General features: G+C 67.2%; 19 protein-coding genes. 12 read left to right on the top strand and 7 right to left on the bottom strand.

Features of this window, described 5'->3' with window-relative positions; translation table 11 throughout:
• Window positions 1-206: 206 nt before the first annotated feature.
• Window positions 207-1,088, bottom strand: coding sequence for an oxidoreductase (locus IG65_RS0125470; protein ID WP_030517480.1), 882 nt, complete (start codon window positions 1,086-1,088; stop codon window positions 207-209).
• A 163-nt stretch (window positions 1,089-1,251) separates the two neighbouring features.
• Here IG65_RS0125470 and IG65_RS0125465 point away from each other — a divergent pair, with 163 nt between their 5' ends.
• Complete coding sequence (locus IG65_RS0125465; protein WP_051756844.1) at window positions 1,252-2,904, top strand: (2,3-dihydroxybenzoyl)adenylate synthase; 1,653 nt, start codon at window positions 1,252-1,254, stop codon at window positions 2,902-2,904.
• 75 nt (window positions 2,905-2,979) lie between these two features.
• Here the strand turns inward: IG65_RS0125465 and IG65_RS0125460 are convergent, their stop codons facing one another.
• A complete protein-coding gene (locus IG65_RS0125460) occupies window positions 2,980-4,359 on the bottom strand; it encodes a salicylate synthase (protein ID WP_369801588.1) in 1,380 nt (459 codons plus the stop codon).
• Between the two features lie 176 nt (window positions 4,360-4,535).
• Between IG65_RS0125460 and IG65_RS0125455 the strand changes: the two genes are divergently transcribed.
• Together IG65_RS0125455 and IG65_RS0125450 are read left to right on the top strand one after the other, a co-directional pair.
• Window positions 4,536-6,914 (top strand): glycerol-3-phosphate 1-O-acyltransferase, encoded by a 2,379-nt coding sequence (locus IG65_RS0125455; protein ID WP_030517477.1) that lies wholly within the window; start codon window positions 4,536-4,538, stop codon window positions 6,912-6,914.
• Entirely contained in the window at window positions 6,911-8,359 is a 1,449-nt protein-coding gene (locus tag IG65_RS0125450) for an HAD-IB family hydrolase (protein ID WP_030517476.1), read from the top strand. The genes IG65_RS0125455 and IG65_RS0125450 overlap by 4 nt, the downstream gene beginning before the upstream one ends.
• A 36-nt stretch (window positions 8,360-8,395) precedes the next feature.
• On the opposite strand, the gene IG65_RS0125445 is transcribed toward IG65_RS0125450, so the two are convergent.
• Window positions 8,396-9,097, bottom strand: a complete 702-nt coding sequence (locus IG65_RS0125445) for a polyprenol monophosphomannose synthase (RefSeq protein WP_036525684.1) — start codon at window positions 9,095-9,097, stop codon at window positions 8,396-8,398.
• A 120-nt stretch (window positions 9,098-9,217) separates the two neighbouring features.
• Window positions 9,218-9,397 (bottom strand): hypothetical protein, encoded by a 180-nt coding sequence (locus IG65_RS0125440; protein WP_030517474.1) that lies wholly within the window; start codon window positions 9,395-9,397, stop codon window positions 9,218-9,220.
• A gap of 198 nt (window positions 9,398-9,595) precedes the next feature.
• On the opposite strand from IG65_RS0125440, the gene IG65_RS0125435 reads away from it, so the two are divergent.
• The 9 genes from IG65_RS0125435 to IG65_RS0125395 all read left to right on the top strand — a co-directional run bounded on the left by IG65_RS0125435 (window position 9,596) and on the right by IG65_RS0125395 (window position 18,442).
• Window positions 9,596-10,408, top strand: a complete 813-nt coding sequence (locus IG65_RS0125435) for an enoyl-CoA hydratase/isomerase family protein (RefSeq protein ID WP_030517473.1) — start codon at window positions 9,596-9,598, stop codon at window positions 10,406-10,408.
• Between the two features lie 13 nt (window positions 10,409-10,421).
• Entirely contained in the window at window positions 10,422-11,156 is a 735-nt protein-coding gene (locus IG65_RS0125430) for an SDR family NAD(P)-dependent oxidoreductase (protein WP_030517472.1), read from the top strand.
• Between the two features lie 26 nt (window positions 11,157-11,182).
• Window positions 11,183-12,826: a class I adenylate-forming enzyme family protein gene (locus tag IG65_RS0125425; protein ID WP_030517471.1), complete on the top strand. Its 1,644-nt coding sequence runs from the start codon at window positions 11,183-11,185 to the stop codon at window positions 12,824-12,826.
• Window positions 12,823-14,010 (top strand): acyl-CoA dehydrogenase, encoded by a 1,188-nt coding sequence (locus IG65_RS0125420; protein ID WP_030517470.1) that lies wholly within the window; start codon window positions 12,823-12,825, stop codon window positions 14,008-14,010. Before IG65_RS0125425 ends, IG65_RS0125420 begins: the two co-directional genes overlap by 4 nt.
• A gap of 11 nt (window positions 14,011-14,021) precedes the next feature.
• Window positions 14,022-15,170 (top strand): acyl-CoA dehydrogenase family protein, encoded by a 1,149-nt coding sequence (locus IG65_RS0125415; protein ID WP_030517469.1) that lies wholly within the window; start codon window positions 14,022-14,024, stop codon window positions 15,168-15,170.
• Window positions 15,171-15,243: 73 nt separating this feature from the next.
• A complete protein-coding gene (locus IG65_RS0125410) occupies window positions 15,244-15,906 on the top strand; it encodes a TetR/AcrR family transcriptional regulator (RefSeq protein WP_030517468.1) in 663 nt (220 codons plus the stop codon).
• Between the two features lie 6 nt (window positions 15,907-15,912).
• Window positions 15,913-16,656, top strand: coding sequence for an enoyl-CoA hydratase/isomerase family protein (locus IG65_RS0125405; protein WP_030517467.1), 744 nt, complete (start codon window positions 15,913-15,915; stop codon window positions 16,654-16,656).
• A gap of 91 nt (window positions 16,657-16,747) precedes the next feature.
• On the top strand, window positions 16,748-17,626 hold the full coding sequence (locus IG65_RS0125400; protein WP_030517466.1) for a DUF1295 domain-containing protein: 879 nt from the start codon (window positions 16,748-16,750) through the stop codon (window positions 17,624-17,626).
• Window positions 17,627-17,755: 129 nt separating this feature from the next.
• A complete protein-coding gene (locus tag IG65_RS0125395) occupies window positions 17,756-18,442 on the top strand; it encodes a DUF1345 domain-containing protein (RefSeq protein WP_030517465.1) in 687 nt (228 codons plus the stop codon).
• A 38-nt stretch (window positions 18,443-18,480) separates the two neighbouring features.
• On the opposite strand, the gene IG65_RS0125390 is transcribed toward IG65_RS0125395, so the two are convergent.
• The 3 genes from IG65_RS0125390 to IG65_RS0125380 are packed head-to-tail and all read right to left on the bottom strand — an operon-like array spanning window position 18,481 to window position 23,165.
• The gene (locus tag IG65_RS0125390; RefSeq protein WP_030517464.1) at window positions 18,481-19,899 is read right to left on the bottom strand and encodes an NAD(P)/FAD-dependent oxidoreductase; all 1,419 of its coding nucleotides are present in this window, start codon (window positions 19,897-19,899) and stop codon (window positions 18,481-18,483) included.
• Window positions 19,896-21,692 carry a DUF3556 domain-containing protein gene (locus tag IG65_RS0125385; protein WP_036525658.1) on the bottom strand — a complete coding sequence of 599 codons (1,797 nt, stop codon included), beginning with the start codon at window positions 21,690-21,692 and terminating at the stop codon, window positions 19,896-19,898. Before IG65_RS0125385 ends, IG65_RS0125390 begins: the two co-directional genes overlap by 4 nt.
• A 27-nt stretch (window positions 21,693-21,719) precedes the next feature.
• A complete protein-coding gene (locus IG65_RS0125380) occupies window positions 21,720-23,165 on the bottom strand; it encodes a class I adenylate-forming enzyme family protein (protein WP_030517462.1) in 1,446 nt (481 codons plus the stop codon).
• Window positions 23,166-23,196: the final 31 nt, after the last annotated feature.

The raw sequence follows: 23,196 nt of genomic DNA, 5'->3' as shown, positions 1-23,196 counted from the left end.
CGACCACAAGACCTACCAGCCCGCCCCCGCAACCTGACCCCATCAGCAAACCCGGAAATCACCAGTAGGACTTGACAACCTCATTGAGATTCCTCCTGTACACAGTGAGCCGCACTTCGCGGCGTCGCTACACAGAGATGACGGCGCAGCACCCATCCGGTGTGACATCCGCGAAAGTGATGCCGGTCACATCGATTCGAAGTGGCTCAGCGGCGGGCGAACGAGTAGGTCACGTCGGTGAGTTGTTCGGACAGGTCCCAGAGGCGGCGGGCGGTGACCTCGTCGCGGGAGGCGGCCGAGGAGCCGCAGCGCTCGGGATAACCACGCAGGCCGCCGAGGTGGGTCGGGCCGTAGAACGCGCCGGGTTCGACCTTCGCGGTGGCGGCGTAAAGACTTGGTAGCGCGCCCATTTCGGCCGACTGAGCGAGAATCCGGTTGCCCAGGGCCATGATCGCGTCCAGGAACGACTCGGTATGCGATTGCAGTTCGGTGCTGGCGTAGCCGGGATGGGCCGCGACCGAGACCTTCGGCGAGCCGGCCGCGGACAGGCGGCGCTGGAGTTCGTAGGCAAACATCAGATTCGCCAGTTTCGACTGACCGTAGGCGCGCCAGCGCTCGTAGCGCCGATGCTGGTAGTTCGGATCGGCGAGGTCGATACGGCCGATCATATGGGCGCCGCTGGATACCGTGACGACGCGATCGGAGATCTTGTCGAGCAGCAGTCCGGTCAGCGCGAAATGGCCGAGATGGTTGGTGCCGAACTGCATTTCGAAGCCGTCGGCGGTGCGGCGCAGCGGCAGGGCCATCACGCCGGCGTTGTTGATCAGCACATCGGCGCCCTCGATCGTGCGCGCGAATTCGCGAATCGAGGACAGGTCGGCCAGGTCGAGCCTGCGCACCTGCACCCGTTCGCCGATGGTGTCGGCGACCGCCCGGGCCTTCACCTCGTCGCGGCAGGCCATGATCACCTGCGCACCGGCCTGCGCCAGGGCCCTGGTGGTGGCCGCGCCCAGTCCGCTGTTCGCGCCGGTCACGATGATCGTGCGACCGCTCTGGTCCGGAATATCGGAGATGTTCCAACCGCTCACCCGCACGAGTCTAGGCGGGCACCGGCCGCTCCGCGCTGTTGTCGCGAGCCGGGCCGTGGCGTTTCGGGCCGCCCGTGACGCGATACGACTCACCTAATATAGGGTTGCCTAACCTATCTAAGGCAGCTCGACACTGCGCAGCTCGACCCGTGAGGCGATACCCGTGACTTCGATATCCCCCGCCCAGCAGGACCTGCTCGACGGTTTCGTACCGTTTCCGGCCGAATTCGCCGAAAGTTATCGGGCCGCGGGCTACTGGCGCGGCGAACCGCTGGGCGAGTTGCTGCGCGACGCCGCCCGCGGCGGGCCCCGGCGTCCCGCCCTGCACACCGAGAGCGGACCGATCGACTATGCCGAACTCGATCGCCGCGCCGATCGCACGGCCCACGGGCTGCTCGCCTCCGGACTCGAGCCCGGCGACCGCGTGGTGGTTCAACTGCCCAATGTGACCGAATTCGTGGAGGTGCTGTTCGGGCTGCTGCGCGCCGGGATCGTGCCCGTACTGGCCCTGCCGGCGCATCGGCAGGCCGAGATCGAACATCTGACCCGGCTGTCGGGGGCCGCCGGCTACATCGTCGCCGACAAGGTCGGCGACTTCGACTACCGCGAACTGGCGGCCGCGGTGGCCGCGCGGGTGCCGTCGTTGCGCACGATCTTCGTACTCGGTGATGCAGGCGACTACGTCGATCTGAGAACGGTTGCGCGCGAAGGCGATTTGCTGCCGGAAGTCGATGCGTCCGGTATCGCGGTCATGCTCGTTTCCGGCGGCACTACCGGCCTGCCGAAACTCATCGCCCGCACCCACGACGACTACCACTACAACGCCCGCGCCGGCGCCGAGATCTGCGCACTGACCTCCGACGATGTGTACATGGCGACACTGCCCGCCGCACACAACTTTCCGCTCTCCTGCCCGGGCATTCTGGGCGCGGTCGCCGCGGGCGCGTCGGTCGTCATGCTGGCCGACCCGAGCCCGGAGAACGCGTTCGCGACCATCGAACGCCACGGCGTCACCGTGACGGCGGTGGTCCCGCCGTTGGCCCAATTGTGGTGTGCCGCGGTGGAATGGGAGGAGGCCGACCTGTCCAGCCTGCGGCTGCTGCAGGTCGGTGGCGCGAAATTGGCCGAGGTCAATGCCCGCGAGGTGACTCCGGCCCTGGGCGCGACCCTGCAGCAGGTGTTCGGCATGGCCGAGGGACTGATCAACTACACCCGCCTCGACGATGCCGAGGAAACGATTCTGATCTCCCAGGGCCGCCCAGTCTCCCCCGCCGACGAGGTCCGCGTGGTCGACGGCGAGGGTAACGACGTCACACCCGGTGAGGAGGGCGAACTGCTCACCCGTGGTCCGTACACCATTCGCGGCTATTACCGTGCGCCGGAACACAATTCCCGCGCCATCACCCCCGACGGCTACTACCGCAGCGGTGATCTGGTGCGGCAACTGCCGAGCGGGCATCTGATCGTCTCGGGCCGGATCAAGGATGTGATCAACCGCGGCGGCGAGAACGTCTCCTGCGACGAACTCGAGGAACACCTGCTGGCCCATCCCGCGGTCCGGCACGCGGCCGCGGTCGGACTGCCCGACGCGGCCCTCGGCGAAAAGGTCTGTGCCGTCCTGGTGATCGACGGCGAGATGCCGAGCCTGGTCGAGATCAAGGAATTCCTCACCGCTCGCGGCCTGGCGACCTACAAACTGCCCGACCTTCTCGAACAGGCCGACGCGCTGCCGTTCACCGCCGTCGGCAAGATCGACAAGAAGGTGCTGCGGGCCCGCTACGACACGCAGACCGCGACCGCACCGAACCGAACCTGACCGCCGTACCGAACTCTCGCCCCACGGCCCCTCCGGTACGAGAAAGCCCGGCGGGAAGTCACCGCCGGGCTCGTTCTATCGGGCTTCGACGACGTAAGGCGCTATGCTGCCCAGCTTTTCGCAGGTCTCGGTGAATTCGCGCTCCGGGCGCGACTGGGAGACGATGCCGGCTCCGGCACGCAGCCAGGCGCCCTCCGTGGTCTGGTAGATCGCCCGCAGCACCAGCGTGGCCTCCAGCGCACCGCCCGGCGAAACGGTCACCACCGCACCGGAATACAGGCCGCGGGCGTCGTGGTCGAGACGGAACACCGCGTCCACGCCGGTGCGCTTGGGGATACCGGAGGCGGTCACCGAGGGGAACAGCATTTCCAGCGCATCCCAGGCGCTCTTGCCCTCGGCGAGGGTGCCTCGCACGGTGGAGGCCAGATGTTGCACACTCCCGCGTTCGCGCACCGCCATGAAATCGGAGACGGCGGTGCTGCCCGGCTCGGCCACCGCGGCGATCTCGCCGAACGAGGTCTGCACCGAAATGGCGTGCTCGACGATTTCTTTCGGATCACCCACCAACTCTTCGCGCGCGGCCGCATCGGCCGTCTCGCCGCGTCCGAAGGCGCGGGTGCCGGCCAGCGGCTCGGTGGTCACGACCCGGTGGCGGTCGACCGAGGCCACCAGCTCGGGACTGAATCCGGCCGCCTCCAGGCCGCCCAGTCGCAACAGGAACGAGCGCGCGGGCGTGTTGCTGGCGCGCCCGAGCCGATAGGTCTGCGGAACGTCGACAGGGAAGGGCAGATCCACCTTTCGCGACAGGATCACCTTCTGATACCGCCCGGCCCCGATCTCGTCGACCGCCTCGGCGACCCGGCCGCGATAGTCGGTGGGATCGATGGTGACATCCACCGGCCGCGCCGACGCCGGAGGTGTCGCACTCGCCTGCGCGATCAGTTCGTGGATCTCCGCGGTCTCGCGGGGCGTCGCACCGGACACCCGCACGCCGGAGGCGTCGATGCGCACCTCGATGCGCGGAATCATCAGGTGCGCGAGGGTGGTTCGGGCCGGAACGTGCGCATCGGCGCCCAGCGCCCAGGCGCAGAATTCGAATCCGATCCAGCCATAGGCGTTGCGACCCCGCAGCGGCAGCGCGGCCAGCGCCGCGTCGATCACGGCGGCCGGGCGGCCCTGCCACGGCTCGACGGTGGCGCGGCCCTCCCATTCGACACGCAGTTCGCCGGAGTCCAATTCGATGCTGCCGATCGGATCGGCGGCGAACACCCAGCCGTCGGGCCCCTCGTAACCGACGTACTCGCCGAATCGGTCGGCCGCGGCGAGCGCCGCCATGGCGTCGGCGGGTGCGATCGCCGACGCCGTGCCCGTAACCTCCGTCCCCATTGCCAGCTGCCCCGTCGCCCCCGGATCGTCCCCGTAACCGTTTCGCACCCGCTCGTCCGTGGTCGACACCGTTCCTCCAAGGTTATGCTTACCTAACTACAAGAGGTGAGGTTAGCATTACCTGTCCTTTTCGGTATTGTGCCGGAGCACACATCGGAATCGCTTTGCGAGCGTCATGGTCAACTTCCTGCCGAATATGCCTCCGCGAGCTTGAATGGTGGAGCGCCGTCGAGGAGGGGCCCGCCATGATCGATCACGCTGCCGGCAATCCGGCTCCGAGTACTCCGAAGGATCTGCCGCGCTCGGCCGTCGCCCTGGTCGACGCGGTGTCGCCGGTGGAACGCGAATTGATCGGCGGCTGGCTCGCCGAGGGCGGGATCGCCGCCGAACTCGGAATCGACGCTCCCGTCACGCAGATCGACCTGGACGCCACCGCCATCGCCGCCCGGCTCGTCGGCCGCCGCGACGACCCGCTGGTGATCCCGATCCGGGTGCTGTGGCTGCCGCCCGAACGAGACGGCGTGCGGCGCATCACCTTCGCCGATCTGGCGCTGCTGAGCAATCCGCGCCGGCCGCACCGGCTGCTGCAGCGCCGGCTGGTGGACAAGGCGCCCGACCGGCATCTCATTCTCACCGGACAGCCCGCACGGCTCAGCGATCTGCGCGCGAACAACCCCGGGGCCGCCGAGAGTTCGGAACCGTTCGCGCGGGCGATCGTCCGTGCGGGCACGGTGGCGCTGGAACGCGCCGAACGATCGGTGATCGGCGACCGGTACAAGGTTCCGCGGATGGTGGTCGAGGAGATTCTCGACTCCCCAGACTTCCTGCGCCGCCTCGACACGATCGCCACCGAAACCGGAACCGAACCGCGCGAGGTGTACCGCCGGGCCGAGAAGGCGCTGCGCGAACTCGTGGCCGCGCAGAGCCGGCTGATCTCGGATCTGTTCACCCAGGCGATGCGGCCGGTGCACGCCTCGGCCTGGAAGATCGACTGCGACCGGTCGGGGCTCGCGGCGCTGCGGCGCCTCAATCGCAACTACCCGCTGGTGTTCCTGCCCTCGCATCGCTCCTATGTCGATGCCTTCGTCCTCGGTGACGCGCTGGCGCGCAACGACTTTCCTCCCAACCACGTGATCGGCGGCGCCAATCTCAGCTTCTGGCCGATGGGGCCGATCGCGCGCCGCACCGGCACCGTCTTCATTCGCCGCAGCTTCGGCGACGACGAGATCTACAAGGCCGTGGTCGAGGAGTACTTCGCCTATCTGCTCGCCAAACGCTTCAATCTGGAGTGGTACTTCGAGGGTGGGCGCACCCGTACGGGAAAGTTGCGCCCGCCCCGGTTCGGACTCCTGAACTACCTGGCCTCGGCCATCCGTTCGCGGCGCATCGACGATGTGATGCTGGTGCCGGTGTCGATCACCTACGAGCGGCTCAACGAATTGGGATCCATTGCGACCGAACAGGTCGGCGGCGTCAAGAAGCCCGAGGGACTGACCTGGCTGGCCCGCTACATCCGCAGCCAGCAACATTCCGCCGGGCGCGTCTACGTCCGTTTCGGCGCACCGCTCTCGGCGCGCGACCGGCTGGCCGCCTACGGCGATCCGATGCAGCCGATCGCGGACTCGCTCGCCCCGGATCCGGAGGAGGTGTCCGATCGGCAGCGCAAAGCCGTACAGCGCTTGGCCTTCGAGGTGGCTGTCGGCATCAACGCGGTCACTCCGGTCACGGTCAACGCGCTGGTGACCCTGGCCCTGCTCGGCGTGCACGAGCGCGCACTCACCCTCGGCGAGGTGCGCCAGACGCTGGAGCCGGTCCGCGGTTACATCGAGCGGCGCGCGCTGCCGACCGGCGAGTTGGATACGCTGCGCGACGATCAGGGTTTGGCGGCGATCCTGGAACAGCTGTCGCTGGCCAGAGTGGTGACGGTGTACCGGGGCGGGCTGGAACCGGTGTATTCGATCGAGGCCGGCGCCCATCTGGAAGCGGCGTTCTATCGCAACAGCGCCGTGCACTGGTTCGTGAACCGGGCGATTCTGGAATTGGCGATTCTGGAGGTGGCCGATGAACAGGCCGGCGCCGCACCCGGCATAGAGGTCATCTGGGATGCCGCCTACCGGCTGCGCGATCTGCTCAAATTCGAATTCTTCTTCCCTGACCGGATCGAATTCGCCGCCGCGATGAGCGCGGAATTGCTTCTGCTGGACCGCGATTGGGAGCAGCGCGGCAGCGCCGCGGAACTGGTCTGCGCGCTGGCCGATTCGGGATTCATCATGGCGCACCGCGTGGTGCGCTCGTTCTTCGATGCCCAGCTCGTGGTGGCCGAGCGCCTGGCCGCCGCCGATCCGGCCGCACCGCTGGACCGCAAACAGTTCATCGACGAATGCCTGGCCGTCGGACGCCAGATGCTGCTGCAGCAGCGACTGCACAGCACCGAATCGGTATCGTCCGAATTGTTCTCCAGCGCGGTGAAACTCGCCGAGAACTACGGTCTGCTCGATCCCGGCACCCCGGATCTCGCGCGGCGTCGCCGCGAGCTGGCCGACGAACTGCGCACCATCGGCGCTCGCATCTCCCGTGCGGCCGCTCTCGATCCGTCCAACCGCGCACCGCAGGGGACAGTGTGAACCTTTCCGAAGCGATTTCCGCCATCCGGACCGGGCCACAGGGCCCGCGAGTGGCGGCCGTATTCGACTTCGGCGGAACGGTGGTCGCGGGCTTCGCCCCCGCCGCCGCACCGCTGCGCCTGCTGCGCGGACGCGACTCGCGCCGAGCGCTGACCGACACGCTGCTGTACAGCATTCGCGGTTCGCGGACCGAGGGTGAGTACGAGCGCTTCCTGCAGCGCCTCGCCCGGGTGTGGGCGGGCCGCACCGAGGAAGAGCTCACCGAACTCGGCGAACAACTGTTCCGCAGCACCGTCTACGGGCACGTGTATCCCGAAGCGTGGCAACTCGTCCGGGAGCACGAGGCGGCCGGGCACACGGTGGTGATGGTCACCAGCCTCACCCGTTTCCAGGTGCTACCGGTGGCCCGGGAACTCGGGGTGAACCACGTGCTCTACACCGCGATGGCCACCGCCGACGGCGTCCTCACCGGCTTCACCGAGGGAAAACCGCTGTGGCGCAACGAGAAGGCCGCGGCGGTGCGGCGCTTCGCCGCCGAACACGATATCGATCCCGCCGACAGCTACGCCTATGCCGACGCGGCCCCCGATATCCCACTGATGGAAACCGTCGGCCATCCGGTCGCGGTCAATCCGGGACCGCGCATGTCCATGACCGCCGGTGAACGCGACTGGCCGACCCTCACCTTCAAGCCGCGGGAACCGGCCCGCGTCACCGACTTCGCCCGTACCGCAGTCGGTTTCACCGGGCTGCTCAGCGGCGCCGCCTTCGGGGTCGCCTCCCGCGCTGCCACCCGCCGCCACCGGGTGATGGCCGACGCCATGATCGCCACCGCCGCCGACACCACCCTGCGCACCACGGGCGTACGGGTGCGGGTGGTGGGCGCCGAGCATGCCCGGCAGCCGCGTCCGGCCGTCTTCCTGTTCAATCACCAGAGCCAGTTCGACATGGTGGTGCTGGCCGCGGTGCTGCGTTCGGGATTCACCGCTGTGGTGAAGAAGGAGGTCACCACCAACCCGGTCTTCGGCCCGCTGTTGCGATTCGCCGAGGCCACCTTCATCGATCGCTCCGACACCACGAGTGCGAAGGCGGCGCTGGAACCGGTCGTCGACACCCTGCGTGGCGGGCTCTCGCTCGTGGTGGCGCCGGAGGGCACACGCTCGATGACGCCGCGGATCGGCCCCTTCAAGAAGGGCGCCTTCCATATCGCGATCGAGGCCGGGGTGCCGATCATTCCGCTCGTCATCCGCAACTCCGGCGAAATCGCCTGGCGGAATTCGGCGATCGTGCGCAAGGGCACGGTGGATGTGGCGGTCCTGGCACCGATCGATGTGAGCGGCTGGGATCCGCAGCACATGGACGCCGACATCGCGCGCGTGCGGCAGCTGTTCATCGACACGCTGCTGGACTGGCCGGTCGATGCGGCCGTGGAGGCAGTGCCCTAGATCCCGGACGCCCCCAGCCCCCTAACGCCCCAGCCGCTAGACGCGACGGCCGAACAGCAGCTTCCACGGCATCAGGGCCGATTCCAGCTGCACCTTCAGGCTCATCTTCGACGCGCCCTTGGTGCGCTCCTCGAAGCGGATCGGCACCTCGGCGATCGAAATACCCTGCTTGATCGTGCGGTAGTTCATCTCGACCTGGAACGAATAACCGTTGCTGTGGATCGAGGCCACATCGATGGCCCGCAGCGTCTCCGCCTTCCACGCCTTGAATCCGGCGGTCGCGTCCTTGACGCCGAGCCGCAGGATCGCGTTGACGTAGAAGTTCGCCCAGGCCGACAGGGCTTTGCGATACCACTTCCACTCCGCCGCGGTCGAGCCGCCCTCGACGTAGCGTGATCCCAGGACCACACCGGCATCGGAGGTCTCGAGCTTCTCCAACATGGCCGGAATCACCTCGGCCGGGTGGGAGAGGTCGGCGTCCATCTGGATGACCACGTCGGCGCCCTGGTCGAGCGCCGCGGTGATGCCGGCGATGTAGGCACGGCCGAGGCCGTCCTTCTCGGTCCGGTGCAGCACACCCACCACGGACGGCAGCTCGGCGGCCAGTTTGTCCGCGACCTCACCGGTACCGTCCGGGGAGTTGTCGTCGACCACCAGAACGTGCAGATCGGCGACCGGTAGTGCGGTCAGCCGCTCCACCGCCACCGGCAGGTTCTCCCGCTCGTTGTAGGTCGGCACCACCACGGTCACCTTCACAAGTCGCCCTCCACTCGATTCGACCTGACTGCGCGCGCCCGGATCCGGGCACGACGTGCTCTGGAGAACCGTAGCCCACCCACCTGAGAGGGCACGAGCGGCTCAGTCTCTCCCGTCGCGGGCATCCTCGCGGGCATTGCGTTCGCGCACGATCTCGAGCGCCCGCTCGGCGGTGGCACGGTCCGGATACGGCCCCATCCGGTCGGCGAACCAGCACCGCTTGCTCTGTTCGGCGCGGTGATGCTTGAGGCAGTAGTACCACTGATCGTCGGAATCGCCCATGCCGATCATCGTCGCACCCGGCGCCCGCCCTGTCAGGCAACCGGTGAATCCGCACGTCGGGCCGCCCGGCGGGCATCCGCCGACGGGTGTGTCCCTTGACACACTCGCGTAGTGAATGTACGTTCATTCACAACAAATGTTAGTTCACTCATTCGGCGGTGGTCCGCTCGCCGACTCGTCGGAGCAGAAGGAAGCGCAATGGATTTCTCGACCTACTCCCAGCTCACGTTCAAACGCCTGGACGACGGCGTCCTGCTGATCACCATCGACCGGCCGGAGAAATACAACGCCGCCGACGAGCAGATGCACGCCGAGCTGGCCCGGGTCTGGACGGATGTCTCCGCCGATCCCGAAACCCGGGTCGCGGTCATCACCGGCGCCGGCAAAGCGTTCTCCGCGGGCGGTGACCTGGCGATGGTCGAGCGCATGGCCGGTAACCACGAGCGGGTGGCGAACATGCTGCAGGAGATGAGCGACCTGGTCTACAACATGATCAACTGCGAGAAGCCGGTCGTCGCCGCGATCAACGGCGTCGCGGTCGGCGCCGGGCTGGTGGTGGCGCTGCTCTCCGATATCTCGATCTGCGCCGAGGACGCCAAACTGGGCGACGGGCACGTGAAGCTCGGCGTGGCCGCGGGCGATCACGCGGCGATCCTGTGGCCGCTGCTGTCCGGTATGGCCAAGGCCAAGTACTACCTGCTGACCGGCGAGATGGTCGTCGGCGCCGAGGCCGAGCGCATCGGCATGGTCACCAGCGCGGTGCCGCGCGAACAGGTGCTCGACGACGCGCTCGCGGTCGCGGGCAAGCTCGCCGGCGGTTCCCAGCTGGCCATCCGGTGGACGAAGAAGGCGCTCAACAACTGGCTCAAGCAGGCCGGTCCCATCTTCGACCAGTCCGCCGCCTACGAAATGCTCTGCTTCATGGGCCCGGATGTCACCGAGGGCTATACCGCCCTGCGCGAGAAGCGCGCCCCCAACTTCCCCTCCGCCCGCGCGGTCACCGGTAACTGAGGAGCCGAACACGATGAGCGACAACACCATTGCGGTAGTCACCGGGGCCGGTTCGGGTATCGGCCGGGCGATCACCCTGGCCCTGGCCGCCCGCGGCGACCGGGTCGTGGCCGCCGATCTGGATCTCGACGCCGCCAAGCGCACCGCCGAACAGCAGTCCGACCGCATCTTCGCCATGCAGGTCGACATCGCCGACGCCGCGCAGGTGCAGGCCCTGCGCGATCGGGTGCACGCCGAGGTCGGGGTGCCGAACATCCTGGTCAATGCCGCCGGCTGGGACCGCACCGACAAATTCCTCAACGCCACACCGGAATTCGCGCAGAAGGTGGTCGCGATCAACTACCTGGGGCCGGTGCACATGTGCAGCGCGTTCCTGCCGGGCATGGTGGAGGCCGGCGGCGGTCGGGTGGTCAACCTGGCCAGCGACGCCGGGCGCGTCGGCAGCTCCGGGGAAACCATCTACGCCGGCGCCAAGGGCGGAGTGATCGCCCTGACCAAATCGCTGGCGCGCGAGATGGCCCGCTACTCGATCACCGTCAACTGCGTCTGCCCCGGACCGACCGACACCCCGCTGTTCCAGGCCCAGGACGAGAAGCTGAAAGAGGCGCTGATCAAGGCGATTCCGTTCCGCCGCCTCGCCCGGCCGGAGGAGGTCGCCGCCCCGGCTCTGTTCTTCGCCTCCTCCGACGCGTCGTTCATCACCGGTCAGGTGCTCAGCGTCAGCGGCGGACTCACCATGGCCGGCTGAGCGCCGCGCCGACTTCGGAGGACCAGATGTACGACGCCCATGCCTACCGGCAGTACTTCGAACACGATTTCACCTACCTCAACGGTTTCCGGCGCAACGTCCACCGCTACGCCCACCACCCGGCGATCGAGGATCCGGCGACCGGGACGACCGTCACCTACGCCGAACTGGGCGACCGCGTCGACCGGCTGGCCACCGGCCTCGCCGACGCCGGTGTCGAGCCGGGTGACGTCGTGGCATATCAGCTGTTCAACGGGGTCGAGTTCGCCGAGCTCTATCTGGCGACGCAGGCCGCCGGAGCGGTCGGCTCGCCGATGAACTTCCGCCTTGCCGCCGGTGAGACGTCCTACATCCTCGTTTCGAACCGTCCGCGGGTCTTCGTCTACGACACCGACCTCACGCCGATGGTGCGAGACGCGTTGGAGCGCAGCGAGTTCCGGCCCGGCCTCCTGGTGGCGGTGGGGCCGGGTGAGCCGCTACCCGGCGCGGTCCGCTTCGACGACCTGGTCGCGGCGACGGCGCGGTCGCTCCAGCCGGATCGCACGGTGTGGGACGAGACCACCCGCCTGTACACCTCCGGCACCACCGGGATGCCGAAGGGCGTGCCGCTCAACAGCCTGGTGGAGATCTTCAGCGCACACGACGTCATCATGCATTTCCCGATGTCGCCCGAGGACAAGACGCTGAACATGACCCCGTGGTTCCATCGCGGCGGATTGTATTGCGCCGGACCGAATCCCACGTTCTATCTGGGCTCGTCCCTGGTACCGATGCGCGCCTTCGACGCCGACACCACCCTGGATCACGTGCAGCGCTACGGCCTGACCTTCCTCATCGGCGCGCCGACCAATCTGGCCATGCTCGCCCATGCACAGGAGGCCCGGCGCCGCGACCTGTCGAGCCTGCGCGGCATCGTGACGATGGGCGCTCCGCTGGAACGCGAGGCGGCGCTGCGCTATCAGAAGGTGTTGAATCCCAACATCTTCAACGGATACGGCAGTACCGAGGGATTCTGGAACACCTTCCTGCGCCCGTCCGATCTGCCGGCCATGGCCGGAACCGCCGGGCGCGCGTGCATCGACGACGATGTGGCGGTGGTGCGGGTACTCGACGACCGGCTGGCCGAGCCGGAGGAGACCGTCGCCAAGGACGGCACGGAAGTGGGCGAGGTCATCGTCCGCTCACCGAAGGGCGCCAATGCCTACGTCGACTCGCCCGATCAGGAGGCCCGCAAGTTCCATCGCGGCTGGTTGTATATCGGTGACCTCGCCACCTGGGACGAGCAGGAATTCGTCACCATCGTCGGACGTAAGGACGACATGCTGCTGTCCGGCGGCGAGAACGTCCATCCCGTCCAGGTCGAGGAGGCCCTCAACGAACATCCCGGCGTAGACGATTGCCTGGTGGTGGGCATTCCCGACGAGCGCTGGGGGCAGGTGGTGGTGGCCTATGTGGTCGCCGCCGAGCCCGGAGTGGGCGTGGCCGAGCTGGACCGGCACTGCCGCACCCATCCCATGCTCTCGGCATTCAAACGCCCGCGCGCCTACCGCTTCGTGGATTCGCTGCCGGTGTCGGCCACCGGCAAGAAATTGCATTACAAACTCACCGAGCAGGCCCGCGACGATGCCGCGGCCGGCCTGTTCACCTATCCGGACAAGGAAAACGCATGAGCGCGAAACGTCCCCCCGCCTTCGACGCACTCGACCCGCTGGCCATCGATTCGCTGCTGTCCGAGGACGAACGGGCCGTGCGCGACAGCGTGCGCGGCTTCTGCGCCGAGCACATCACCCCGCACATCGCCGACTGGTTCGAAGCGGGCGATCTGCCCGGCGCGCGCGATCTGGCCCGCGAATTCGGCAGGCTCGGTGTACTCGGCATGCATCTCGAGGGTTACGGATGCAGCGGCGCCTCGGCCGTGCACTACGGCCTGGCCTGCCTGGAACTCGAGGCCTGCGATTCCGGTATCCGCTCGCTGGTCTCGGTCCAGGGCTCGCTGGCCATGTTCTCCATCTGGAACAACGGTTCGGAGGAACAGAAGCAGCGGTGGTTGCCGGGTATGGCTACGGGCGAGATCATCGGCTGCTTCGGCCTCACCGAACCGGATGTGGGAAGCGATCCGGCGGCCATGCAGACCCGCGCCAAGCGCGACGGTGACGACTGGATTCTCAACGGACGCAAGATGTGGATCACCAACGGCTCGATCGCCGATGTCGCGGTGGTGTGGGCCAACACCGACGAGGGCATCCGCGGTTTCATCGTCCCCACCGACACCCAGGGATTCAGCGCACACACCATCAAACACAAACTGTCGCTGCGCGCCTCGATCACCAGCGAACTGGTTCTCGACGACGTGCGCCTGCCCGCCGAGGCGATGATGCCCGAGGGCCGCGGCGTGAAGGCGCCGCTGTCGAGTCTGTCCGAGGCGCGCTACGGCATCATCTGGGGTTCGATGGGCGCGGCGCGCTCGGCCTGGCAGGCGGCTCGCGATTATTCGATGCAGCGCAATCAGTTCGGACGTCCGATCGCCGGATTTCAGCTGACCCAGGCCAAACTCACCGATATGGCCGTCGAACTGCACAAGGGCCAACTGCTTTCGCTGCATCTGGGCCGGCTCAAGGATTCGGTGGGACTGCGTCCCGAACAGGTGAGCTTCGGCAAACTCAACAACACCCGCGAGGCGATCGAGATCTGCCGCACCGCGCGAACCATCCTGGGCGGCAACGGTATTTCGCTCGAATATCCGATCATCCGGCACATGGTGAATCTCGAATCCGTCCTCACCTACGAGGGGACGCCGGAGATGCATCAACTCGTGCTCGGCCAGGCCTTCACCGGCCAGAACGCCTTCCGCTGACAAGAGGTCCCATGAACGCACGACTGGAGTACGACTCCGAACACCGCCAATTCCGTTCCGTGGTCCGCGATTTCGTCCGGCAGACGGTCGCGCCCGCCCACGAGGACTGGGAACACGCCGGCCGGCTGGACCGATCGCTGTTCACCGAGGCGGGCAAGCTGGGACTGCTCGGCTTCCCGGTCCCGGAGCGTTTCGGCGGGCCGGGAGTCGAGGATTTCCGCTACCACGCCATCGTGATCGAGGAGATCACGCGGGCGGGTGCGGCCGCGGCGGGTATCGCGTTCTCCCTGCAGAACGATGTGGTGCTGCCCTATCTGACCGATCTCACCGACGAGGAGCAGAAGGCCCGCTGGCTGCCCGGCGTCGTCACCGGTGAGACCGTCCTGGGGATCGCCATGACCGAACCGGGTACGGGCAGCGATCTCACCGGCATTCGCACCACCGCCGTACGCGACGGCGAGTACTACGTGGTCGACGGCAGCAAGACCTTCATCTCGAACGGGCAGAACGGCGATCTGTTCGTGGTCGCGGTCCGCACCGGCGAGGACAAGCACAAGGGGCTGACGCTGCTGGTCGTCGAGGCCGACACACCGGGATTCGGCCGCGGCCGCAACCTGGAGAAGATCGGCCTGCACGCCCAGGACACCAGCGAACTCACCTTCACCGAGATGCGGGTGCCGGAGGCGAATCGGCTCGGCGCGGAGGGCGAGGGCTTCTATCAGCTGGTGCGGAATCTGCCGCAGGAGCGGCTGTCGCTCTCGGTCGGCGCGGTCGCGGCGGCCGAGGGAGTGCTCGCGCACACCCTGGACTACGTGCGTGAACGCAAGGCCTTCGGCACCTCGATCGCGAGCTTCCAGAACACGCAATTCGTGCTGGCGGAATTGGCGACCGAACTCGATATCGCTCGGACCTTCCTCGACGACTGCCTCGCCGAGCACATTTCCGGCGGCCTCACCGCGGCCCGCGCCGCCCGGCTGAAATGGTGGACCACCGAATTACAGATGCGAGTGGCCGACCGCTGCCTGCAGTTGCACGGCGGCTACGGCTATATGCGCGAATACGCGGTCTCGCGGGCCTTCGTCGACGCGCGTATCCAGAGCATCTACGGCGGCACCACCGAGATCATGAAGACGATCATCGCGAAGGAGCTGGGCATCTGATTTTCGGTGGACCACTCTAGAGTTGAGTGAACCGTCGTTCATTCGACTGCGCAGATACGGAAGGGTATGCCCGATGGCGAAGCGATCCGCACCGATGGAACTCGAGGAGGCGGTGCGCGCGGTGCGAACCAGCTCGCGCCGGCGCCAACTCCTCAACGCGGCCGTCGCCGTCATGCAGACCACGGGCTTTCATCAGATGTCGATGCAGGCGCTCGCGGATCAGGCCGATGTGAGCGTCGGACTCATCTACAAGTATTTCGGCGGTAAGGAAGACCTGCTGCTCGCGGCGATCGTCGATATTCTCGACGCCTTCCGGGACGAATTGGCTCCGGCCATGGACGCGGTCGGCGACGATCCGGTGGAGCGGCTCGTCGCCGGTTTCCGGCACTACGTGGAAATCGTCGACGAGAACCTCGACGCCGTGGTCCTGACCTACCGGGAGAGCCGGACCCTCGATCCGGAGGGCCGGGAACGGATCAAGGAGCTCGAGGTCGAAACCTCCGCCCCGCTGCGGGCCGCCGTCGAGGCGGGTATCGCGGCGGGTCTGATGAACGACCTCGATCCGGACCTCGTCGTCTTCAACCTGATGATGCTCGCCCACGCCTGGGCCCTCAAACATTGGCATTTCGCGCCGCGCTACACCGTCGAGCAGTACATCCGGGCACAGGTGCGTTTCGTGCTGCCCACCGTGCTCGCCCCCGGAGTCGCCGAGCGCTATCGACATCTCATGGAGTGAAATATCGTGTCGGTCACGCTGTCTCGTACCGGCGCCGTCGGCGTCCTCACCCTCGACCGCCCGCCGGTCAATGCCTTCGACGAGGGGCAGGCCGGTGAATTCGCCACCGCGGTAGCCGAATTCGGCGCCGATCCGGCGGTGCGTGCGGTCGTGGTGCGCAGTGCGGCGAAGGTGTTCTGCGCGGGTGCCGATATCGCCATGATGGATTCCTGGCGGGAACTGCCCGACCGGGGCGTGCGGCTGGAGAAGTTCTGTCTGCTGCTGCAGAATGCGTTCGCGGCCCTGGCGGCGCTGGGAAAACCCACGATCGCCGAGATCGGCGGTGCGGCCACCGGCGGCGGATTCGAACTCGCCCTCGCCTGCGATTTCCGGGTCGCGCGCGCGACCGCCAAGATCGGGTTGCCCGAGGTCGGAATCGGTTTGCTGCCGGGAGCCGGTGGCACTCAGCGGCTTACCCGCCTGGTCGGACCGGCCACCGCATACCGGCTGATTCTCGGCGCGGAGCTGATCGACGCGACGAGGGCCGAACGGCTCGGCCTCGTGCACTGGGCCGTCGACGATGCGGCGGCCACGGCGATGACGCTCGCCGAACGCCTGGCCGATCTTCCCGCGGATGCCTACACCGCCGCCAAACGGTGTATCGATGCGGCGGGCACCGGAGACGGGTACGGCTTGGAGCGCACCGAAATCGGGGCACTGATCCACACCGAGGAAACCGGGCGCCGCTTGGATCGATTCGTTTCCCGCTAGGGCGAATTTCTCGTGCGGCGTCGATTCGGCGCAGCTGCGGCTGTCGTCCGAATCCGGCTCCGCTCGGCCGCGCAATGCCTAGAGTGCGCTCATGAGCAGAGTGGGCGCCCTGGTTCGAGTCACGCTGGCCTATGTCGTAGCCGTCGTCGTGGGGCTCGCCTGGCTGCTGTGGGGTCCGGATACCGGGCAGCTGTGGTTGAACGGCCTGATCGCCGACTTGATCGCCACGGTTGTGGTCTTCGTATTCAGCCGGATCTACCAGAATTCCAGTTTCTACGACCCGTACTGGAGCGTGATCCCGCCGCTGCTGGCCTTCTACTGGTGGATTCGCAGCGACGAGCCGTCGAATACGACCCGCTGGTGGCTGATGATGGCCGTCATGCTGGTGTGGGCGGTGCGGCTCACCGCCAACTGGGTGACGACCTTTCCCGGTATGCACCATGAGGATTGGCGCTATCCGATGGTGCGCGAACGAGCGGGCAGGTTCGCCTTCGTCGCGGATCTGTTCGGAATCCACGTCTTTCCTACGCTGCAGGTTTTCGCCGGGCTGATTCCGGTGTACGTGGTGGCGACGCGCGCCGGCGAACCGTTCGGTGCGCTCGACATCGTCGCCGTCGTGATCGGTGCGGGTGCGGTTACCTTGGAAACCGTCGCCGACCTGCAGATGCATCGCTTCGCCGCCACCACATCGCCTGGCCAGGTCATGGACCGCGGGGTGTGGGCGTGGTCGCGGCATCCGAACTATTTCGGCGAGTGCGGCGTCTGGCTCTCGTTCGGCCTGTTCGGACTCGCGGCCGCCCCGGGCAGCTGGTGGGTTCTCGCGGGGGTGGTGACCATGGTGGCGATGTTCGTGGGCGTCAGCATTCCGATGATGGAACAGCGCAGCCTGCAGCGACGGCCGGCGTATCGGGATGTGATGCACAGAGTTTCGGTATTCGTTCCCCTGCCGCCGCGGAAACGAGCGGCATGACCGGACCTCGGGTCGTCATCGGGGGTGCTGCCGACCCTGCGCGCCGTGGGTTTCTACGATGTCTTCCCGGTAGCGACCCGAGCGCGTGCCATGCTGCCGCCAGGTCGCGGCGCGGGCAATACTGCACGGGTGAGCGGTTCCGAGAACGACACCGACGACGTTCCGGCGTGGGCACGCCGCACGGCCGGCGAATCACGCTGGGCGGCAACCGCCGCGATGGTGGGCATCATCGTCCTGCAAGTGCTGCTACCCGATCACTTTCAGCTGCGCCCGGTCTGGCTGCTGCCGATGCTGGAAACCGTGCTGCTGATCGTGCTGGTGGCGAGTAGCCCGGTGCGCTTGGACCGTGAGGAGATCTGGCTGCGTTGGTGCAGCCTGGGGTTGTCGGCGCTGCTCGGCATCGCCACCGCCTGGTCGGTGTTCCGGCTGGTGGCCGGCCTGATCAACGGCACGCTCAGCAACGATCCGCCGGTCCTGCTCGGATCCGGCGCGGCGATCTGGCTGACCAATGTCACCGTATTCGCGCTCTGGTTCTGGGAACTCGATCGCGGCGGCCCGGCCGCACGGGCACACGCCCGCGAACAACTACCCGATTTCCTGTTCGTCCAGATGCAGAATCCCGAGCTCTCCCCTGCCGACTGGGAGCCGGAATTCCTCGACTACCTCTACCTGTCGTTCACCAATGCCACCGCGTTCAGCCCCACCGATGTGATGCCGATGACGCGCTGGGCCAAGACGCTGATGATGGCCGAATCCGCGTTGTCACTGATCACCGCGGCACTGGTCATCGCGCGGGCGGTCAACGTCTTGAAGTGAAGACGGCGCATGTTTTCCGAGCCGCCGGAGCGGCTCGCCTACCGGTTCACCAGTTCGGCCACCGCGAGCCGGGCGGCATTGGCGCCGCACATGCCGTGGGCGCCCGGTCCGGGCGGGGTCGCTGCCGAGCAGATGTACATGCCGCGAACGCCGAGGCTGTAGGGGGACAACGTGGTTCGCGGTCCGAACATCAGCTGGCGAATGTCCTTGGCGCCGGTCATGATGTCGCCGCCGACATAGTTCGGGTTGTAGACGGCCATCTCGGTGGTCGAGCGAACCGCCTGTCCCACAATGCGCTCCCGGAAGCCGGGGGCGAACCGCTCGATCTGCGCGATGATCGCCTCGGTCGCATCGCCCGAATAGCCGTTGGGCACATGGGCGTAACTCCACACCGGGTGAATGTCACCGGCCGAACGCTGTGGATCGGCCAGATACTGCTGCCCGACCAGCACGAAGGGACGCTCGGGCATCCGGCCCGCGTGGATCTCGCGCTCACCGGCGGCCAGCTCCGCGTAGGTCCCGCCGAGGTGCACGGTCCCCGCCCGGTGCGCGTGCGGAGCGGTCCACGGCACCCCACCGGCGACCGCGAAGTCGACCTTGTAGGCCCCGGGCCCGCGCCGGAAACGGGCGAACGCGTGCCGAACTCGTCGCGGTAACCGATCACCGAGAATACGAACGACGGCATCGGGCGCCAGATCGAACATGGTGATGTCGGCCGGTGGCAACTGTGCTGCCGACTCGACCCGCACCCCGTTCTCGATCTTTCCGCCCAGCTCCGCCAGCAGTGCCGCCAGCGCATTCGCAATCGCCTGTGATCCGCCTTCGGCCACCGCCCAGCCGTGCCGATGACCGGCGGTGAGGATGCCGAGGCCAACGGCCGATGTGAGCGGATGGTGCAGCGGCCGGAAGGCATGGACCGCAACGCCTCCGAACAGTGCCCGCGCCTGCTCGGTGCGGAACACCCGGGCGAAGGCCGAACCGGGCAGCAGCGTCGGCATCCCGAAGCGAGCCAACGTCAGCGGATGATGCGGTACGCGCAGCAGCGGGCGCATGATGTCCTCGCTCAGCGCGTCGTAGCGGCGCACCGGGCGGTCGAATGCCAGTCGCCAGCGCGAGCCGTCGCGACCGAGCCCGGCCGCGGTCTGCTCGACCGAGCGGTACAGCACCCCGGCGCTGCCGTCGTCGAGTGGATGCACACAGTCGATCTCGGGCAACCGCCAGATGAGTCCGTAGCGGTCGAGCCCCAGGCCCGCGAGGAACGGCGACCCGACGGCCATCGGGTGGATAGCCGAGCAGTGATCGTGCAGCAGACCGGGAACGATGGCCTCGCTGCTGCGCGTACCGCCGCCGATCTGCTCGGCCGCCTCGAGCACGGTGACCTCGACACCTTCGGAGGCGAGGGCGACGGCGGCGGCGAGCCCGTTGGGCCCGCCGCCGACCACCAGTGCGGTTGTCACGCCACCACTCCGAAATCGTCCTGGCTGGGCTCGGTCTGCACCGGGCGAACCCAGGTGGGCCGCAACGGAATCGGACCGTTCGGCAGCCACGGCTGCTCGGCGACGGCATCGGCGACATTCCAGGTGCCGCGTTCGATCACGCCCAGCGCGGCGTCGATCAGCTTGTAGTGCTGCACGCCGCTGCCGAACGCCTCCGACTCCACCCAGGCGATCACACATTCGCCGGGTTCGAAGCGAGCCTCGTCCTGCACCGCGCGGATCATCTCCTCGTCGTGGAAGTGGCCGTCACCGAAATTGAACCCCACGATCGAGTTGCAGAGAAACTCCCCCTCCCGGACCGTGCGCGAATCGATATCGGGCAGCCGCGAGATCAGCAGCGAGAACAGGCCGCGGCCCTGGCTGTGCAGGGTGCGCCAGGCAATAGTCTTCTGCAAGGTGATCTCCGCCCACTGCGGTTCGTAACCGAATTCGATGAACTGATCGATCTGATTGCGGGCCGAGCGGGTCACCCGGTTCAGCTTCTCCTCGGCGCCCGGGGTGAACGTCCACACCGCCGAGGCCCAGTTGCCCGCGTACTGCCGCATCGACGGCAGGAACGAGACCTTGTCGGGCCGCAGATTGCCGAGCACCGGGAAGAACAGCAGCGCGGCGACCACCGGAACGACCAGCCACACCGGCGACATGTTCCACACGGCGTATCCGTTCCAGGCGGGGAAGCCCAGGAACAGGAAGACGGTGGCGTAGGCGAACAGCACGTTCCATTCCAGCGGCACCGCCAGCGGGAAGGTGGACACGATGAAGAGGTGGAAGATCACCATGATCAGCACCGCGACCAGGGTCACCCACTTGTTCGTGGAGAACAGCAGCACCAGCGGAACCAGCATCTCCACGCAGGTGCCGTTGACGTGGGCCATGAAATGCGCGAGGCCGGAGGGACGCATATCGCGCGGGAAATCCTTGTAGTGCGCGCGTTTCACCGATTTGAACGGCACCGACGGGCTGTTGGACACCATCGGCGGCACCACGTTGGAGAAATGCTTGCCGAGTTTGGAGAAGCCGGCGCACACCCAGACGACCACGATCAGCAGTTTCAACGCGACGATCATGTTCACGAACGGGAACACCGTGAACGCGATCAACGCCGGCAGATATTGCTCGCCGCGGGCGCCGAGGAAGACGACCTTGTCGCGCAGGCCGTTGAGGATCAGCAGCACGATCGGCGCCGTCAGCACGGCGGGAGCGATGAGCCCGGAGGTGTTGTCCGGCAGCACCGCCGCGAGCGAATCACTGTGCGCGCCGGGCAGAATCAGCGCGATCACCAAACTCGCGAGCAGGGCCAGATACAGGGTGACGTCGAACCAGGTGCGGCGATTACCGCCGGTGCCGGGCATCCACGCCCACGGGCGTTGCCGGATCGTGCCGGGCCGGGCCCAGAAGAGGATGCCGCCGGTCATCGGTTTGACCTTGCCGGCCAACGGCCCCCAGGAACCGGCGAGGCCGAGAACCTCCAGCAGCACCGTCCAGACGACGGCCTTCTGATAGACGATCGGCTGATTCCACCATTCGGCGACATGCCAGAACGCCGGTAGGCCGGAAGTCATTGTGGCCACGGTGATTCCGCCGATCGCATAGAGCACGATCAGCTTGAGGATGTAGACGCAATGCACCATTTTCGGTGAGCCGAAGCCGTTTTCGGCCCAGTCGGCGCCGAGGATGCGCATGCGCTCCATCAGCGGTTGCTGCAGGAATGTGTCCGGATCGACGGCCGGCAGATCCGGCTTGGTGAATCCCATCGGAATATCTCCTTCTCGTGGGGCGGATCAGGCGGTCGGCACGCGGCGCAGCGACGGTTTGTCGAGTTTGCCGACGGCGTTCTTGGGCAGGTCGTCGAGGAAAGTGATCGCCACGGGCAGTTTGTATTTCGACAAATTGCGCCGGGTATGGGCGAGCACCTGTTCGGCGGTGAGAGTGGCGCCGGAATTCAGGGCGAGGAACAGCACGGGCTCCTCGCCGTAGAGCTCGCTGGCCCGGCCGACCACCGCGGCCTCGGCGACCTCGGGCAGCTGGTAGACGACGCTCTCGATCTCCTTGGGATAGATGTTCTCGCCGCCGCGGATGATCATGTCCTTGGCGCGATCCACCAGGACGAGATAGCCGTCCTCGTCGATCCGGCCGATATCGCCGGTGCGCAGCCAGCCGTCGACAACTGTGCGAGCCGTGTCCTCCGGCCGATTCAGGTAGCCACGCATGACATTCGGGCCCTGGATCAGGACCTCACCCGCGGCGCCGTCGGCGACCGGTGTGCCTTCCGGGTCGGCGATGCGGATGGTCTGGCCGGGCAGCGGGAGACCGACCGTGCCCGGCTTGCGGCGGCCACGCAGCGGGTTGACGACGCTCGCACAGGTGCCCTCGGACAATCCGTAGCCTTCGACGATCGGTATGCCGTAGCGGCTTTCGAACTTCGTCAGCAGTTCGGCACTGGCCGGCGCCGCGCCACACACCGCGAAACGCACCGCCGAGGTATCGGAGGAGACCTCCGGCGGCAGGTCGGCCAGCATCGTGTAGATGGTCGGCACCGCCGAGAAGTAGGTGGCGCCACTGCGCTCGAGCCGGGCGAAGAACGTGCCGGGGGCGAACCGGCCCGCGATCGTGGTGCGCCCACCGGCGAGCAGCGGGGCGAGGGTGCTCACCACGATCCCGTTGACGTGGAACAGCGGCAGGATCAGCAGGCTGTGGTCGGCGGCCGTGAGTTCGAAGGCGCCGATCACCATGGCGCACATGGCGTTCAGATTCGCGTGGTCGAGCATCACGCCCTTGGGCCGCCCGGTGGTCCCGCTGGTATAGACCAGCAGGGCCAGTGCGTCGTCGCGGATTTCGGCGGTGGTATCGGTGGGCGGGGTCGCGGTGAGCTCGGCCGGGGTGAGCACGGTGATCCCGATATCCATCGGCCGATCGGTCACCAGGACTTTGGCGCCGGCGTCGGCACCCTGAAAGCCGACCTCGGCCGGAACAAGCGACGGATTGATCGGCGTCACCGCGGCGCCCAGACGCCATGCGGCGAACAGGGATACCACCAGCGTCACGGTGTTCGGCAGCATCACCGCGACCACATCACCGGGCGAAACTCCCTGTGCGGCAAACGCGGTGGCGGCCCGCCGCACCGCGTCGGCGAATTCGGCGTTGGTCAACTCGACCTGATCGTCGGCCACACAGGGTGCGCCGGGATCGTGGCGGCTTCGAAGGTCGGGCAACTCGGAAAGGTGCATGGACGGGTCCTGAATCCTCGGTGTCGAACGG

The sequence above is a fragment of the Nocardia sp. NRRL WC-3656 genome (genome assembly GCF_000720265.1).
In the GTDB taxonomy this organism is placed as follows: Bacteria; Actinomycetota; Actinomycetes; order Mycobacteriales; family Mycobacteriaceae; genus Nocardia; species Nocardia nova.
This window is presented reverse-complemented; position numbering and strand designations above follow the sequence as displayed.

Coding starts and splice junctions, on each gene's coding strand:
- IG65_RS0125435 (WP_030517473.1), top strand. CDS start 9,596: ATGGATTTCTCGACCTACTCCCAGCTCACGTTCAAACGCCTGGACGAC.
- IG65_RS0125400 (WP_030517466.1), top strand. CDS start 16,748: ATGAGCAGAGTGGGCGCCCTGGTTCGAGTCACGCTGGCCTATGTCGTA.
- IG65_RS0125420 (WP_030517470.1), top strand. CDS start 12,823: ATGAGCGCGAAACGTCCCCCCGCCTTCGACGCACTCGACCCGCTGGCC.
- IG65_RS0125455 (WP_030517477.1), top strand. CDS start 4,536: ATGATCGATCACGCTGCCGGCAATCCGGCTCCGAGTACTCCGAAGGAT.
- IG65_RS0125410 (WP_030517468.1), top strand. CDS start 15,244: ATGGCGAAGCGATCCGCACCGATGGAACTCGAGGAGGCGGTGCGCGCG.
- IG65_RS0125425 (WP_030517471.1), top strand. CDS start 11,183: ATGTACGACGCCCATGCCTACCGGCAGTACTTCGAACACGATTTCACC.
- IG65_RS0125430 (WP_030517472.1), top strand. CDS start 10,422: ATGAGCGACAACACCATTGCGGTAGTCACCGGGGCCGGTTCGGGTATC.
- IG65_RS0125440 (WP_030517474.1), bottom strand. CDS start 9,397: ATGGGCGATTCCGACGATCAGTGGTACTACTGCCTCAAGCATCACCGC.
- IG65_RS0125385 (WP_036525658.1), bottom strand. CDS start 21,692: ATGGGATTCACCAAGCCGGATCTGCCGGCCGTCGATCCGGACACATTC.
- IG65_RS0125380 (WP_030517462.1), bottom strand. CDS start 23,165: ATGCACCTTTCCGAGTTGCCCGACCTTCGAAGCCGCCACGATCCCGGC.
- IG65_RS0125415 (WP_030517469.1), top strand. CDS start 14,022: ATGAACGCACGACTGGAGTACGACTCCGAACACCGCCAATTCCGTTCC.